The organism is Paenibacillus alba (assembly GCF_013204855.1).
In the GTDB taxonomy this organism is placed as follows: domain Bacteria; phylum Bacillota; class Bacilli; order Paenibacillales; family NBRC-103111; genus Paenibacillus_E; species Paenibacillus_E alba.
Genome location: NZ_JABMKZ010000024.1, coordinates 21,908 through 37,996, shown reverse-complemented (window position 1 = coordinate 37,996; position 16,089 = coordinate 21,908). Strand labels below are relative to the sequence as shown.

The 16,089-nt window shown below is 49.2% G+C and carries 11 protein-coding genes; 8 read left to right on the top strand and 3 right to left on the bottom strand.

Annotated features, from left to right (window positions below; translation table 11 throughout):
- Positions 1-3: 3 nt before the first annotated feature.
- From HQN90_RS24900 to HQN90_RS24865, 8 genes are read left to right on the top strand one after another with little or no spacing between them, the layout of a single operon-like run.
- Positions 4-630 carry a CIS tube protein gene (locus HQN90_RS24900; protein WP_173223740.1) on the top strand — a complete coding sequence of 209 codons (627 nt, stop codon included), beginning with the start codon at positions 4-6 and terminating at the stop codon, positions 628-630.
- A gap of 4 nt (positions 631-634) precedes the next feature.
- Positions 635-1,726, top strand: coding sequence for a phage late control D family protein (locus tag HQN90_RS24895; protein ID WP_173223737.1), 1,092 nt, complete (start codon positions 635-637; stop codon positions 1,724-1,726).
- Positions 1,726-2,451 carry a phage baseplate assembly protein V gene (locus HQN90_RS24890; protein ID WP_173223735.1) on the top strand — a complete coding sequence of 242 codons (726 nt, stop codon included), beginning with the start codon at positions 1,726-1,728 and terminating at the stop codon, positions 2,449-2,451. Before HQN90_RS24895 ends, HQN90_RS24890 begins: the two co-directional genes overlap by 1 nt.
- A 17-nt stretch (positions 2,452-2,468) precedes the next feature.
- Positions 2,469-2,870: a GPW/gp25 family protein gene (locus tag HQN90_RS24885; RefSeq protein WP_173223733.1), complete on the top strand. Its 402-nt coding sequence runs from the start codon at positions 2,469-2,471 to the stop codon at positions 2,868-2,870.
- A 49-nt stretch (positions 2,871-2,919) separates the two neighbouring features.
- Complete coding sequence (locus tag HQN90_RS39690) at positions 2,920-5,994, top strand: baseplate J/gp47 family protein (RefSeq protein WP_173223731.1); 3,075 nt, start codon at positions 2,920-2,922, stop codon at positions 5,992-5,994.
- A 59-nt stretch (positions 5,995-6,053) separates the two neighbouring features.
- A complete protein-coding gene (locus HQN90_RS24875) occupies positions 6,054-8,288 on the top strand; it encodes a putative baseplate assembly protein (RefSeq protein ID WP_173223729.1) in 2,235 nt (744 codons plus the stop codon).
- A 34-nt stretch (positions 8,289-8,322) separates the two neighbouring features.
- Positions 8,323-10,440 carry a phage tail protein gene (locus HQN90_RS24870; protein ID WP_173223727.1) on the top strand — a complete coding sequence of 706 codons (2,118 nt, stop codon included), beginning with the start codon at positions 8,323-8,325 and terminating at the stop codon, positions 10,438-10,440.
- A 33-nt stretch (positions 10,441-10,473) separates the two neighbouring features.
- Positions 10,474-12,156 (top strand): hypothetical protein, encoded by a 1,683-nt coding sequence (locus HQN90_RS24865; protein ID WP_173223725.1) that lies wholly within the window; start codon positions 10,474-10,476, stop codon positions 12,154-12,156.
- A gap of 559 nt (positions 12,157-12,715) precedes the next feature.
- On the opposite strand, the gene HQN90_RS24860 is transcribed toward HQN90_RS24865, so the two are convergent.
- The 3 genes from HQN90_RS24860 to HQN90_RS24850 all read right to left on the bottom strand — a co-directional run bounded on the left by HQN90_RS24860 (position 12,716) and on the right by HQN90_RS24850 (position 16,038).
- Positions 12,716-14,134 carry an MFS transporter gene (locus HQN90_RS24860; protein ID WP_173223723.1) on the bottom strand — a complete coding sequence of 473 codons (1,419 nt, stop codon included), beginning with the start codon at positions 14,132-14,134 and terminating at the stop codon, positions 12,716-12,718.
- A 63-nt stretch (positions 14,135-14,197) separates the two neighbouring features.
- Complete coding sequence (locus HQN90_RS24855; RefSeq protein ID WP_173223721.1) at positions 14,198-14,785, bottom strand: TetR/AcrR family transcriptional regulator; 588 nt, start codon at positions 14,783-14,785, stop codon at positions 14,198-14,200.
- A gap of 395 nt (positions 14,786-15,180) precedes the next feature.
- Positions 15,181-16,038 (bottom strand): EamA family transporter, encoded by an 858-nt coding sequence (locus tag HQN90_RS24850; protein WP_173223719.1) that lies wholly within the window; start codon positions 16,036-16,038, stop codon positions 15,181-15,183.
- Positions 16,039-16,089: the final 51 nt, after the last annotated feature.

Sequence of the window (16,089 nt, the reverse complement as noted above, 5' to 3'; positions counted from 1 at the left end):
TGAATGGCACTCAAGAAAGCGATGATTATCGTCGACAAAGGAAACAGCAAAGAGAACGTACCCGTTTTATTTAACCCAGGTGAATATACACTCGACACGAAAAACAGCTACTCTTGGAAAACAGTGCCAGGTCTGTCCATGCCGATTGGTCAATTCGTGAGTGGCGGAACAACATCGCTTTCCATGGATTTTTATTTTGATACGTATGAAAAAGGGACGGACGTCCGTGACTATACGAAGAAAATATCCGGTTTACTGGATGTAGAGAAGGAACTGCATGCGCCGCCGATTTGCCGATTCGTCTGGGGTTCCTTGGATTTCAAAGGGGTCGTAGAGAAAGTGACACAGCAGTTTACGATGTTTTTGGACACCGGAGTTCCTGTCAGGGCTAAGCTGAATGTCGTGTTTCGTTCTTGGCACAACAAAAAAGAGCAGCTTCAAACGATTCCCCGCCACTCTGCGGACCGTACGAAGCAGAAAATGCTGAACCAAGGCGAGCAGCTCTGGATGCTGGCCGCCCATGAATATGAAGATCCGACGTTGTGGCGGGAAATCGCCAAGGCGAATCAAATTGATAATCCACTTAAAGTCGTAACGGGGCGCCGCATTTCAGTCCCAAGATTGGACTAAGCCGATGGCCACATTACAACTGGATTCAAGCTCTTCGACCTATGATGAATTAGCTAAAAAGTATAAAGAATTCTTTGCTCCGGCTTATCTTATTACCGTTGACGGAACGAAAATTTCGGAGAATATGGCGATTGCCACCATCCGAGTGGAAACGTCGATTGATGGCACAGCGGATTCTTTTTCATTCCGAGTCACGAATGCCTATGATGTCATGAAGAACGATTTCCAGTGGATTTCCGAATTTACGTTAGGCAAAGCCATAGATATCAGTCTAGGCTATGTGGATAAGTTTACCCCTGTATTTACGGGATTTATTACTTCTGTTGTTGTTGATTTCCCGGAAGACGGTGCGCCAGGTCTCATCGTGCGGGGGATGGACATGTCTTATCTGATGATGAAGGGCACGAGGTCGCGTTCATGGAATAAAAAGAAATATAGCGATGTGGTTACAGAGATCGCCAAAACGTATGGAGCCAAGGTTCATATTGATGCAACCACGACAGAATTTCCAACGATTTCTCAAAGCCAAATCAACGATTTTCATTTTATTCAAAACTTGGCTAATTTGGTCAATTACGATTTCTTCATCGTTGGCAAAAACTTATATTTTCGCAAGCCGCTTACGGAAATGACGGCAGTTATGACACTCGAAATGGGCAAAACGCTGCGCAGTCTTACGCTTGACATGAATCTATCCGAGCAAATTACAGGTGTAACGGTTCGGGCTTGGGACAACAAAGAGCTGAAAGTGATTCAGGGCGAATCGGGCACGATTGCCAAGCTGGGTTCCAACTCCAAGACAGGCAAGGATTTGCTGGCTTCCAAAGGCGATTTCGTGGAACATATTTATACGAATGCGGCATCTGCGGAGGAAGCGAAAACCTATGCGGATGCGCTGCTCAACCGGCGGGCGATGAAGCTGATTAGCGGTACTGGGGAATGTATCGGGATTCCGGAGATCCGGGCCGGGCGCTATATCAAGCTCAGCGGTGTCGGCAAAAAATTCGATCAACCCTATTATCTTACTGGGGCTACGCATATTTTTGATGATGAGGGCTACACAACTCGCTTTCAGATTGGAGGGAATGCGGTATAATGTTCAAGGCTCCCGATATCACGATAGGCGGTGTGACGGATTTCGCCAGCCAGAAAATAGGCGGAGTCATGGTCGCTGTTGTCACGAATAATAATGATCCAGATAAGATGGGCCGTGTGAAATTAAAGCTGCCTATGCAGGAGACCGATACGGAAACAGATTGGGTGCGCATCGCAACATTTATGGGCGGCAAGGATATGGGCAGTCTATTCATCCCGGAAGTGAATGATGAGGTATTGGTTGCCTTTCATCTGGGGGAACTGCGCCAGCCCTTCGTCATTGGCATGCTTTGGAATCCGAAGAATATGCCTCCTGCTCCTGCGGAGAAAAATGATTTGCGTATGATCAAATCACGTTCTGGTCATGAATTATCCTTCAATGATAAGAGCGGTGACGAGAGCATCACAATCAAAACAAAAAAGGGCCAAATTATCGAGCTGAAAGATAAAGATGACAGTATTTCGATAGCCGATCAGAGTGGCAATAACAAAATTGTAATCAAGGGCGGATCAGCCAATGAGATTTCGGTCGTGAGCAGCAGCTCCAAAATCACGTTAAATGCCAAAGGCGATGTAGCCATTGAAAGCTCAAAAGAAATCAAAATTAAATCAACGCAAATTAACATAGAAGCTTCGGCTACGATGGCTCTGAAAGCAGGAGCTACACTGGATCTGAAGTCAGACGGCATTATTAATATTAAAGGCAGCATGGTCAAAATCAATTAGCGAGGGGCGGGGATGGGATGTCGGAAGCATTTTTGGGACGAGGCTGGAAATTCCCGATTCAGGTCGATCCTGCAACGGGGCGAATCCGGATGTCCGAGTATGAGGAAGACATTGCTGAAGCGATCCGCGTCATCCTCGGCACGACGCAAGGAGAAAGGGTCATGCGGCCTAGCTTTGGGTGCGGCGTTCAAGAATTTATATTCGGCTTAACGGATGACACCTCGCTTCATCTGCTGGAAAGCAACATACAGGAAGCGATCCGCAACTGGGAACCAAGAGTTCACGAAGTGGATGTGAAAGCTGTGCCGGAAGTCGATGACCCCGGTAAAGTGATGATTCGGATTTCGTATCTGGTTCGTACGACGAATAACTTATTCAACCAAGTGTATCCTTTTTATTTATATGAGGGTTCCAAATAGAAAGAGGCTGCGGAAGCGATGACAATATATACAGAGAGGAGGTGGAGCTGTGCAACCTCCCAAAATTGATCCTAGGGATATTCCTGATTTGATCACGCAAATGAAGGAAATGGCGCCTTATTACACGCCGGAATGGCGGTTTACGCCGGATAACCCGGACCCAGGTTCCGCGTTGTTCCTCATGTTCGCCGATATGTTTCATGACAATATCAAACGGCTGAATCGTGTGCCGACGAAGAATTTGATCTCTTTCCTCAACATGTTCGATGTGACTTTGCTCCCGGCGCGTCCGGCTAGCAGCTATGTGACGTTTGCTCTGAACGAAGGCACGAAAGAGTCGGTATATATTTCAGCGGGAACTCAAGTTGCGGCCGCTGCCGAGGATGGCTACATTTTGTATGAGACTGCCCGCAGTGCACTTCTCACTCCTGCATTGCTGACAGATGTCTATATGACAAGCCGGAAGCAGGATAAAATTTTGCGCATATCCCAAGACTTTGTTGCCGCATCTCGGCAAGGACAAGCTTGTCCGACGAAGCTATTTTGCTTGCAGGATGGCGACAATTTGCAGGAGCATGCGATTTATTTGCAGCACAGCTCACTTTTCACCCTCTCTAGCACGGCACGTATTGAAATTGAATTCCGCAATTCCAAGAGGCGCTTTGACGAGCTTGCGATGACCAGCCAGCTGGCGGACCCTGCACTGACAGAGTGGCTGTATGCTACCGCGGACGGTTGGAAGCCATTTGATCAAGTTGAAGCTAGTGGCAATCGAATTCTTCTATTGAAAGGTCAAGCAGATGAGCTTGCCGAGCAGGAAGTGAACGGAACAGTAGGGCGATACATCCAGTGCCGTTTAAAGCCGCTTGCGCAGGGTGGACAAACACTGGCAGACAGCAAGCTTTCCATGGATCACATTTCATTCAAAACGGATTATGTGGATACGCTTGAAACGGGCGGCATTCAGCCCGATTTGATGTTTTATAATGATGTTGCCGCAGACCGGACTGGGTTTTATCCGTTTGGCGATCAGTTTGCGCTGTATGGTTCCTTCTATATCGGGAGTCAGGAAGTGTTTACGAAAAAAGACGGCGATATCAAGCTGAGCTTCGGACTTCAAGCGATTCAGAATCGCTTTCAGCCGGAGCTGACCGAGCAAGTCGATTGGAAAATGGTGATGAAAAAATCCAAGTTCGATAAGCCGCCGGTCACTCATGTTACCGTCATGCAGGTCGCTTGGGAGTATTGGAACGGCTCATCCTGGGTGCGGCTTGAGGTAGGCAAAGAAGCGGAGAAGCTATTTTATTACCCGCAAGAGCAAAAGGTGCGTAAAGATATTCACTTCCGCTGCCCAGCGGATCTGGAAGCGACCTATGTGAACGGCAATGATAATTGGTGGATACGAGCGCGGATTTTGCATATCGAGAATGCTTATGTGGCACAAGCGGTTTACCTTTCGCCGTGGATTGATGAAGTCGCATTAACGTATCGCTATGATGATCGTCTTTATCCGGCGGAAAACTGCTTGGCGTTGAATAATACGGTATTTGTAGATCGCACACGTTATAGCCGGCAGCTCGAGGGGGGATTTGAACCCTTTCAACCCTTGGAAGGCAGTCATCCCGCCTTGCATCTTGCTTTTGACACACCGCCAGTGAAAGGTCCGATTTCCTTGTTCGTTTCGGTGAAACAGCAGCGTTTTTCTGAACAGGATATCCCTTTGTTGGAATGGGAATACTTGCGGGCTGGGTTAATGCCCGGACTTCCTCCGGAATGGGTAGCTCTTAAAGTGATTGATGGCACCAACGGTTTGACGCAGAGCGGAACGGTGCAGTTCGTTGGACCTTCCGATTTTGCCGGAGCTTCGTTATTTGGCCGAGATGGCTACTGGGTTCGTGCAGTGAATCGTGATGATAAATATGATGATTTGACGGGTCATATCCAAATTCCGACGATCCACGGATTATATATGAATACGGTGCATGTGCTGCAGCAGGAAACGATCATTGGAGAGGTTCCTGATCCGAAGGGGCTGGAAGAACTGGAATATCAGTTAAGCCGTGGCAGCATCGTATCGGAAGAAGTATGGGTGGATGAGTCCGAGTTCATAACCGAAGAAGAAATTGTGGAATATGAGCATGCGGGAACCCCGATGATGGATATCAGTCGAGATTCGGATGGCAACCTGCTGCAGGTATGGGTTCGCTGGACTGCCGTTCGCCAAATGGCGGATTCCGGACATCGGGATCGTCATTACATGATTGATCGTACCTTCGGCCGAATTCGGGTAGGCGACGGCATTCATGGGATGCATCCTCCCAAAGGCGGACTTGAGCAGCTGAAAGTAACGTACCAAGTGACTGCTGGCCAAATCGGCAATACAGCAGCACGGCAAATTAATCAGATGCAGGATTCGATTGCTTTTGTCGGCGAGGTATATAACCCAGAGCCAGCCTCTGGCGGGTGCCAAGCGGAGAAGCTGGACTCGGCTTTGCAGCGCGGACCTGAGCTTCTCAAGCATCGAGACCGGGCCGTCTCGTCCAAAGACTACGAGTGGCTAGCGCGTGAAGCTTATCCGAACATTGCCAAAGTCACCTGCATTGCGAACCGCAATGCTTATATGAATAAAGAGGTCGGGGCTATGACCCTTGTCATTTTGCCCAAAGAAGGCCAGCAGGGCAGCTCCACATTCCCGGAATTAAAGAAGCAAGTTGAGCGGTATATTTTGCAAAGGGCTTCCAGTTTGGTTGCATTTCCTGAACGATTGCAAGTTATCGAACCGGTATATATGGAAATCTCCGTGTCAGCAATCGTTGCTGTGGAGGGGATGGATGCTGTCGTTGCTACAGAAATTCAAGCGATGGACAAGCTGGATCGCTTCCTCGATCCGCTTACCGGCAACTTCGACGGCAAAGGCTGGGGAATTGGCCAGCAAATTCACCCATCAGTTTTCTACGCGTTATTGAAATCCATTCGAGCAATCAGCCATGTAGAGAAGCTCTACATGACCGTATACAAACTGGAAGACAGCGAACGAATTGAACTTGACGTGAACCGTCTCCCAGCTTTGCCGCATGGGATCATCGTGAGTGGGAAGCACAAGGTCGTTGTGAATGCTCTGTAGCGGTTAGGCGGTTGTGAGCAAGTCGTTAAAAGTAGCCTATTCGAAGGAGGTGAGTACAAGTGCTGCCGATTCCTAATTTGGATGACCGCATGTTTGAACAGATGGTGCAGGAAGCCCGGAAGTCGATTCCGAAGCTATTTCCGGAGTGGACGGATGAGAACGAGCATGATCCGGGGATTACGCTGCTGGAGTTGATGTCGTGGGTGACGGAGTTGCAGCAGTACTATTTGAATCGCGTGACAGAGCGCAGCGAGCGGAAGTTTCTGAAGCTGCTTGGCATTCGTCCGCATGAAGCGGTATCCGCCGTTTGCGAGGTATCGTTCACAGGCTTACAGCAGCAGCTTGTGCTCCCGAAGGGAACACCGCTGCAAGCGATGGATCAGCGTTATGAGACGGTGGGCACGGTTCAGCTCGTGCCTTCGACTCTGGAGAAAGTACTGGTTCGTACTGAAACAGCGGCGGGTGACTTCACTTCGAATAACCATGCGAAGATCGCATATTATGCTTTTGGCCCTGAGGCGCGTAAAGGGGCGCATCTGTATCTAGGATTTGATCGCGCATTGCCGGAGCAAACGGAGATCTCGATTTCTTTTAAATTGTTCGATCGTTATCCGGTAACGATGGCTAGTACGGTTAACGGAACAGCGCCAATGATATCATCGGCCAAGGTAGCTTGGACTTTCGCGGGCGCAGGACAGCAAGGAATGAGTGAAAGCTGGCTGCCCATCGAATCGGTCAGTGATACGACTGTTCACTTATCGCAAAGCGGTGAACTCCGTTTTCGTGTCACATCCGAGATGAAGCCGATCGCCTTGTACCCAGCGGATGATCGCAGCCGGTATTGGATTTGTTGTACGCTTGAGGAGGATGGCTACGAGCTGTCGCCGAAGATTGAGAAGGTAAGCCTGAATGCCGTGAAGGCGGCTCAGGTGGAAACCTTTAGTGAAGTTACTTCCTTCACGAGCAGCGGAGAGCCGAATCAGAGCTTTGAGGCAAGCTCTTATCTAGCCTACAACGGCCTGCACACGATACAGGTGCAGGACGAGCAAGGGCGCTGGCGCGACTGGCAGGCCGTCGCGCAGCTTGCGGCTTGCGGGCCGGCTGATTACTGCTGCGAGCTGCAGCAGGATTCGGCCCGTCGCGTCACCCGTCTGCGCTTCGGCGACGGCGTGCACGGCAGCATCCCGCCGCAGGGCGCGCAGCGGGTGCGGCTCATTGCCTATACGGCCGAGTTCGACTACGGCCGTTATGTCGGGGGCAGCAAAGGTCTGCCTGGGCAGACCTTTGAGGTCAGCCGCGGCCTGATCTATAAGCCCAGCAGCCTGCTGCTGCAGGTGGGCTCTAGGCCGCGCGGAGAGACCAGCGTCGTCTGGGACGACTGGCAGGCCGTGGATGACATCGACAATTCGAAGTCCACGGACCGCCATTACGTCTACGACGCTGCTGCCGGAACCATCCGCTTCGGCAATAACGAAGCGGGCCTTACGCCGCCGAAGTCCGTGGAACCGAATATTCGGTTCATCCGGCTGCAAGCCGGCGGGGGTGTGCGAGGCAACGTGAAGGACGGTCTGGTGACCGGCTTCACGGAAGTGCCTGGCGTGAGCGTCACGAACGCCTTCCCGGCACGGGGCGGCCTCGAAGCGGAGACGCTCGATCAAGCGAAGCTTCGCGTACAGCGCGAGCTCAGCACGCCGACAAGAGCCGTAACCGCCGAGGATTACGAGGCGATTGCCAAGGCCACGCCAGGGCTGCGCGTCGCGCGGGTCAAAGCGATCCCGCTCTACAAGCCAGGCATGCGGGATTATCCGAAGATCAAAGCGCCGGCACAGATGACCATCGTTGTCGTTCCATACAGCGAAAGCGATAAGCCGAAGGCAGGCAAGGGCTTTTTGCAAACGATTAAGCAGCATTTGGATCGGCATCGTCTTTTAACAACAGAACTTCATGTGATTCCGGCTGAATATATTAAGCTTACCGTTCATGCCATTGTGGTTATGGAGCCCAAATTTAAAAATGAACAGCGGGCAATTACACAAGCGTTAAGACTATTGCTTCAGCCGATGGATCTTGGACAGGGCTCTGAGGGCTGGCGTTTTGGACGAACGGTCTATAAGGGCGATATATATGGGGTCATTTCACGCATGAAAGGCGTGGTTTATGTGCAGGACATCTGGTTGGATGCGGAAGGCACAGGTTTCCATAAGGATGCCGCCGGTGATATTCATATCCCGCCATATGCGTTGGTTTATTCAGGTGATCACGAAGTAGAAACGATTAGTCAGACCGATGTATAAATCATTATGTAGAGACGAGATGAGGTGACGAACGATGCAGGATGGACAAACTTTTTTTTCACTGAACAAGCCGCTGGATTGGGAGCAAGGTTATGAAGCGAATATCGATATGCAGGAGCATGGATTTTCGATCGGGCAGACCGAGAAGTATAGCATTCATCGCATCGTTCGCACGGACGAGCTGGAAGGCGTTCCTTCCATTTGCGATATGGCGGTGGGGCCTGGTCGGAAGCTCATTTTACTGGATGAGGCATCGAATGTGTGGATCTATGAGGATGAAAGCCGCCATCGGGAGCTGTTATTCCGTCAGGGTCATCACTTGTTCAGCAATCAAGCGATGCTAGCGTCCATGTCTGATCTCCTTGTCATCGCAGATGCGAATCCGGCTAGTGAAAGACGACTTGCTGTGTACGCTATTTCGAATGGACAAACGATGTGGGCTTTGAATGAATGGGATGGATTAGAACTGTTCCCGCTGTCAGTTAATACGAAATTAGCATCTGCCACTACACTGTATACGACAGTTCCTTTGGATATTAGTGTTGGTATGAATGGAAATCCGGAAGTGCCCCAAGGCGGCAGGATTGGCATTATCGCATGGAACGCAGCTGGCGAGGTTATGCAGGTGTATGAGCATGAAGCTCACCGACTGGAAACAGCCTCTGAAATAACAGCGCTTCATTCGCGTTATTTTACCGCTGCCTCAGATGGGACATTGGCGCTGCTGGATGCCAAACTTCGGACGGTGACGATCTTCCATGAGGATGGTCGGGATCCGCTGCATGTTAAGCTTGAGCAAGAGGGGCGGTTTGCAGGCATTTCCATTGATACGAATCATAATCTCTTTATAGGGGATAGCGGGTACGCACAGCAAGAAGGGGTCACCGAACGCTTTATTTTGAAATATCGCGGTAATGGCGAGCAGATGGATAAGGTGACAGGCTTTCGTGGGCGAACGGATAAATTGCTGCATGATGGGCGCAACCGTTTGTATGTTTTTGATCGGATCAGCGGACAGATTAGTCTGCTCGATCTGCGTGCTCGCACGATGCTGCTGGAGGATACTCAATTGCCGGAGGCCGTCTATTTCTCAGCAGAGCTGGATACGACAGAGACGGAGCTCGAGTGGCACAAAATCCGCTTGGAAGCCGACATTCCCGAGGAAACGCAGGTTCGTTTTTCATATTTCGCATCGGATGAGAGCGAGGGGCTTGTAGATGGCGATTACGTGTCGTATACGAGCTATTTCACGGACCCCGGCATTCCGGTTCATACGAAGCTGACGGCAACGCGTGACCTATGGTCGGAGCCGATTTTGAATCCTAAGGACGCGCTGCTCATGAATGCCAAGGGTCGTTATCTCTGGTTCAAAATTGAGCTCATTGGCAGTGAACAGAAATCGCCGTTTATCCGCAAGCTGCGGGTGTATTACCCGAGAACCTCATTGATTGCCTATCTCCCCCCGATGTACCAGCAGGATGCTGAACATAGTCCTTTTCTGGAGCGGTTTCTGGCGATGTTTAGTACGTTTTTCGATGACATGGAGGATAAAATTGATCATATCTCCGCGCATTTTGATCCGGATGCTGTCTCCGGCACTTATCTGGAGTGGCTGGGCCGTTGGCTGGCGATTACGGATCATGAAGCTTGGGGTGAGGTCAAGCTAAGGAAGCTGATTAAGCAGGCTCCTGAGCTCTATAAGCTGCGTGGGACTCGCGAGGGCTTGATCAATATGGTGAAGATTTATACGGGTTCCGAGCCGTTCTTGCTTGAATATTTTCAATTTAAGCAAATGCAGGAGACATCGGAGCTGCGGCAGCTTTTTGCCCAATTGTATGGCGATAATCCGTATTGCTTCTGCCTCATGCTTAAACCGGAATTCGTCCGTACGGATGCACAGCGAATGACGATCGAGCAGATCATTGAAGACCACAAGCCCGCCTACACCGAAGGCAAGCTGATCGTGCTTCAGCCGTGGATGTACGCAGATATGCATACGTATTTGGGCATTAACACTTACTTATCTGAACCTACGTTATTAACGCTCGATCAGCGTTCGTCAATGCCTTACAACACGGTGTTGATTGATATCGACCGCGATAAACGAATGGATATACATACACGCTTGGGACTGGATTCCGAAATCGAATAAACGAAATGAGCCTTGGAAGGTGAGGGGAAAGTTATGAAAAAAACACGATATTACCCGTTTGAACGAAATCGGTATTTCTATGGAAAGCTGTTGACGGTTAGGGATTTCGAGTCCGAGCAAAAGTATTTCAACGACAAGCGCCGAATGATGAATCGCCTGCTGCATGGCTCCGGCGTGCTGACAGGTCTGCAGGTTGTTGCGGTGGATGATAAATCCGTTTCCGTGGAAATGGGGGCTGCAATCGACGCGCTTGGCCGGGAAATTGTTGTGCCAACACCGATGACGCTGAAGCTGTCGATGATGGATGGATTCAGCAACAATGAATACGCGAAGAATGTGTATCTCTGCATCGCCTATGACGAAAAGGATAAAGAGCCTGTTCATGCCGTTGCCAATTCATCCGTTCGTTCGGATGAAATTAATGATTATAATCGGGTGTTGGAGAGCTACCGCGTATTTATTCGCGAGGATGCGCCTGATCCGGCTTCGCTGCCTTTGGCTAATTTGTCGGATCAGACGGTCGTGCTGTATCAAGATTCCAAAGTGCGTGTTCTACAAACAACACCACGTTATGTGAACCCAGGGCAATTGTTCGAGATGAAGCTGCGCTTCGAGAAAACGCTTAAAGCTGGCCGATTATCCTTTCAATATGAATTAGCGGCTGATCGTGTAGAAGCGATGGATGGCACAACCATAGCGTTCCAAGAGCCGCAGGATGAGCCGGATAGCGAGTATGAAATGAAGGTACTGCTTAGAGCTGACAGTACAGCTTCTGTGAAAAGCACAATCGGCGTTCAGCAGGGATCGGCTGTTTTGAAGCTTGATGACAGACAGCTGGATATTCAAGCGCAAGCGGTAGGCGAAGTGCAGATTATCCCTACATCTGTTCATGAGAAGCTTATGAATGATTTCGTGAAGCAGTCATTGGAAGCCTCGTTAGAAGCCCCTACGGAACCATGTATTTACTTGGCTAAGATCTGCTTGATCAAAATGGGAGCGACATATGTCATTGAAAATGTTGAGCAGGTTCCATTCGGCGAATATGTCTATAACTCTTCGGTCATGTACAGACTTGGGCAAACGAGCCAATATCGCGAAGATACAGCTGGTCAGTTCGTGACCAAGTCCAAAGTGAAAACCTTGGCACCGGGTCAACCTCCGGAATTCAAAGTGAACTATAATAAAGCGATTAGTGAGCTTTCTTTTGATTTAAGCATTCCCGCCGGTGGCGGCAGCGGTATTGCCGGTATTCTGAGCGGTGTGGCGGATATTCCCGTCGAGCCGTTTACGAAGATCGCGGTATCGCCATTCGGGCGAGCGACCAAGAGCTTTTTCTCCGGCGAAATCGCGCATGGCCTCGGGGAAGGCAATGTGCTGATCATCACGAGTCTGGAAGAGAGCAGCGGCGATGCGTTCTCCGATATGCTGTCCAGCGGGGATCGTGTGTATGGCGGAGCTTCCGATGTGTTCAAAGGCAGTGAATTTGAGCCGGATGCGCCTGAAGTGAAGATTGGTACTATCGCTTATCCGCAGAAAGGGACATTCCGTATCGGCGTGAAAGTGCAGCAAACCTCAGAGCCTATGAATGTTCGCGTTCGGTGGTGGGCGTACAGCGCTGAGATGGCTAGCACGGTGCGCAGCGGCGGCGATTCCATTGAGGATGCGCTATCTGCCGCGATGCGGGAAGCGGCTTCGGCAGGCAGTGGAGCGGAGTAGATTTTGATTCAAAGAAATAGGCTGTGATCTAGGGTATATGTAAACAAAGAAATCTCTCTTTTTGTTCAAATGGTTGGGTGCTACCTCCATTTTGCCAAAGAGAGGTTTCTTTTTATTATTCTCTGGGGTCTTTCAGACTTTTAATGCAGCTTCTTGTCTGTGCCCTCTAGGAAGGCGTTTTTTGCATTTCACTGGATAAACTCCAGTCAAAGCAGCATTTCCTCCTTCCGAAACCCGATAACACTGTAGTAATTCCAGTGGAATTTGGGTTTGCGGCCTCTAGGAAGGTGTTTTTTGCATTTCACTGGATAAACTCCAGTTAAAACAGTATTTCTACCTCCCAAACCTGATAACACTGTAGTAATTCCAGTGGAATTTGCTAACAGGGTTGGGGTTGCAGTCGCAATTGCAGATGCTATTGCAGTTAGCGGTACCCAATTGAGCCACTAAAACAGAAGGGGCTGCCTCGCAGTCATTTTCGACGTTTGAGACAGCCTATTATTGTTGTGTAGTGGTAAATGACATCTGTTTGAGACGAATATGTTTGCAGCACACACTTCTAAATATTCGATAAAGCAGCAGTCTCCGTTTCCTTCGAAACCATAGCTTTCTTCTGCTTCTCTCTACCAAATGTGAGGAAGTAGAGCATGAAAACGACAAGCTGCAAGACGGCTATGACGAGGCAGATATTACTATAAATAGAACCGGAGGAATAGCAGTATAACGGGTTCCAATGCGGGACTCCTGCGGATCCAAGATCCACGACCTTGCTGTATATGCCAATGGCGATCCCTTGCGAGATGAAATTGACCATCGACAACATGCCCATGCCAACGCCAACTTGATCTGTAGGCAAGGTTCTTGAAACTGAATTGGATATGGCGATGACGATGAAGGATTGCCCCACATTGCCAAGTATCAAAAAAACAGCAATCAACAGCGGGGATCCGCCGGTAAAAGTCGATAGTAAAACAAAGCAGCTCAGCAGTAAGCTGGAAGCCACAGTAACGACAAACGAGTTGCCTTTGATATCTGCGAGTCTGCCTCCTTTACGTCCAAAAAAGGCAGAAGCAATGGCAGCCGGGACCATCGCGAAGCCGATCCAAACGGAGGGCAGCTTTTGAATATCCGTCAAGAGGAGCGGGCTCAGCACGAAAAGCGAGCAGCAGGTTCCGCTGATGAGGAACGCAATGGTTAATCCAAGGGTATACTTCTTATTTTGAAAAAGTTTGGGAGCAATGAAAGGATCTCCGGCTGTGCAGATACGTGCTATAAATAATCCCAAGGCAAGTAGTCCACCCAATAGAAGCCAGAGGCCCTTGGTTACACTGAGCAGGAATAAGCCGATGGTAACACCCAGCAGCAAACCGCCGATCCAATCGAACTTGCCAGCTGCTCCCGGTTGTTCATTCCCTAAATACTTCCGGTAAAAGGGAAGTGTGATCAGCACAAGTAAAGTGACAGCGAATAACCAGCGCCAGTGCAGGGTACTCACGATTAAAGCCGCGATGACGGGTCCTAGCGCATTACCGAACGCCAAACCAACTGCGGTCATACTAAGTGCGAAACCTCTTCGCTCAGGAGCGAAGTAGCGCAAAGGGATAATCATCGCAATGGCGGGAATAACAGCGGCTCCAGCCGATTGCAGGCATCGTGCGATTAAGGCCACTGCAAAGGTGTGGGAGGCCAGACCGATCAAGGAGCCTACAGTGAATAGAAGGAGCCCGAAGGTCACCAAGCTCTTGAGCTTGTAGCGATCTGCCAGCTTTCCATAGGTGACTGCGCCAATGGCATAGATCAGAATGTAGGCAGAGGAGAGCCAACTGACCTGTGCGATCGTAAGGGAGAAATCCAGACTAATCTTAGGCAGGGCAATGTTGAACATGATGCCGCTCATCATGGAGAGTGTCAGGGTGAACATTAAGACACGCATTAATTTGTTGCCGATTTGCTGCTGATCTTGTGTGGATACTTTCATAGGGGATCACGTCCTTTTTAAAATAGACTGTCAGTACTGACTGACAATACTTTGGTAAAAAAACTAGGGTTTCAAAGCCCTAGCAAAAATTTTTACGCTATTCTGAATAAATGGCTCAAGTGAAATACTGGCATAGTATTTATGGCTGTCGAGATCATTCATGAAAGCCCCGAAATGCATCATCATAAAGGCGAAGGCATGCGCCTCCGGGTCGACAGGAATTATTTTCCCTTTTTCGGCCATCGTGATGAAATAATTCGTTAAGATATCCAGCAGCTGCAGCGGATGCCTATGCGTTCGTTCGCGGAATCCGGGGAGTTGGCTTTCTTCTTTGAAGCTGATTTGAATCATTTTCCGGTTGCGGTTCATGATTTCATGATAGGTTTTACTGACCAGAAGCAGGTCCTCTTCCAAGTCCCATACGAGCTTTTCACTAAAAAGCTTCTTCATCTCTTCCGCGTAGTGATAGCGGTCGAAAGCCGCTTCGAGGAGTTTCTGCTTGCTGCCGAAATGACGAAACAGGGTTTTCTCGCTCAGCCCTGCGGCGGTGGCAATTTCAAGGGTGGTTACCCCATTGTAGCCTTTTTCCGCAATTAAATTGAGCGCTGCTAACAGAAGCTTTTCGCCGCTTCCCAGCTTGCTGTTATCCATGCCATCCCTCTTTCGTAACGATGTCAGTACTCACTGACATCATAATAAAATGATTATGGGATAATGTCAATGTTGACATTTTCGATGCCAGCAGAGCAGCACACAACCATTGTCCTTATTGCGGTTTCAGGGGCGCACCTTTCTGGCGAATAAAGCGTTTGGTTCACGTAACTGGAAAGCCTGCGAAAGTGCAGGTTTTTTTGACGAAAACGTGTGAAAAGTGGAAATGCCTGCGATTGTGCAGGTATTATTAGCCTTTTCATCCTCAAATCCAGAAAAGGCCTAAAAAGCATGCAGATACGCAGGAATTTCATCATTAAGGTTATACCGGGGGCAAAAAAGATGCATAATTGCAGGTTTCTGCTATGTAACTGGAACGAAGGCTGTTGTCACTGTTAACCAAAGAAGCTAATAACCAGAATGCCGATCAAAATGAGAATTGAACAAATAATGCGCAGTGTTCCTTGTTTTTCTTTGAGTACAACAATGCCGAGAATGGTGGCAAATACGGTGCCGATTTCACGGATTGGCGAGATATGGGCGACAGGAGCATATTGCATAGCGAATAAAAATAGCAAGTAAGAGCCTGGGTTAAGGAGCGCACCGAGTAAAATGATTTTGGCATTCAGCTTCCATTCCATGCGGATCTGTTTCGAGCGGAGAACAATCGGCGTCAGGGCAGCCATGAACCCGATATTCGTCACCTCTAGCAATGAGATCGCGGAAACATGCTGAAGGTTGATGCGATCAACAAAAACGTAACAGGTCGTACATAAGCCGACACTAAGGGCCATAAGGAATGGTTTGACTGTACCTGCGTCAATGGATGTTGGTTTACGGGTGAAAATACCGCTAAGCCAAAGGAATCCAAAGACCATGCAAAGCAATCCAAGCCATCCATATCCAGATAAGGATTCACGAAGAAACAAGACGCTGCCGATCGGAATAAACAGGGTACTGGTGCCGCGCATAATCGGATAGACTTGGGAAAGATCGCCCATATTGTACGTTCGAGCCAACAGCAGGGCATAGATGCTTTGTAGACAGGCAGATAAAAGTAAAAATCCGTACGCTTTCAGAGACAAAGGATTCATCCACAGTTCTCTGATTAAATAGGGAAGGAGCCCAATTGTGGTTACCATGACGATAGCCCACAGGAAAACACTTTTATTGTGGCTTCTTTTGGTGAATAGACTCCATACGGCGTGCGTAAGACCTGAGGCAACGACAAGGAGCAGTGAAACGATAAACACGGGACCATCTCCAAACTATGAGTGAAAGTAAACGCGTGGGCATGCCCGGAT

Bases quoted from the DNA above. Each gene is read 5' to 3' on its own strand.
- HQN90_RS24890 (WP_173223735.1), top strand. From the start codon at position 1,726: ATGTTCAAGGCTCCCGATATCACGATAGGCGGTGTGACGGATTTCGCC.
- HQN90_RS24900 (WP_173223740.1), top strand. From the start codon at position 4: ATGGCACTCAAGAAAGCGATGATTATCGTCGACAAAGGAAACAGCAAA.
- HQN90_RS24870 (WP_173223727.1), top strand. From the start codon at position 8,323: ATGCAGGATGGACAAACTTTTTTTTCACTGAACAAGCCGCTGGATTGG.
- HQN90_RS24885 (WP_173223733.1), top strand. From the start codon at position 2,469: ATGTCGGAAGCATTTTTGGGACGAGGCTGGAAATTCCCGATTCAGGTC.
- HQN90_RS24855 (WP_173223721.1), bottom strand. From the start codon at position 14,785: ATGGATAACAGCAAGCTGGGAAGCGGCGAAAAGCTTCTGTTAGCAGCG.
- HQN90_RS24895 (WP_173223737.1), top strand. From the start codon at position 635: ATGGCCACATTACAACTGGATTCAAGCTCTTCGACCTATGATGAATTA.
- HQN90_RS24865 (WP_173223725.1), top strand. From the start codon at position 10,474: ATGAAAAAAACACGATATTACCCGTTTGAACGAAATCGGTATTTCTAT.
- HQN90_RS24860 (WP_173223723.1), bottom strand. From the start codon at position 14,134: ATGAAAGTATCCACACAAGATCAGCAGCAAATCGGCAACAAATTAATG.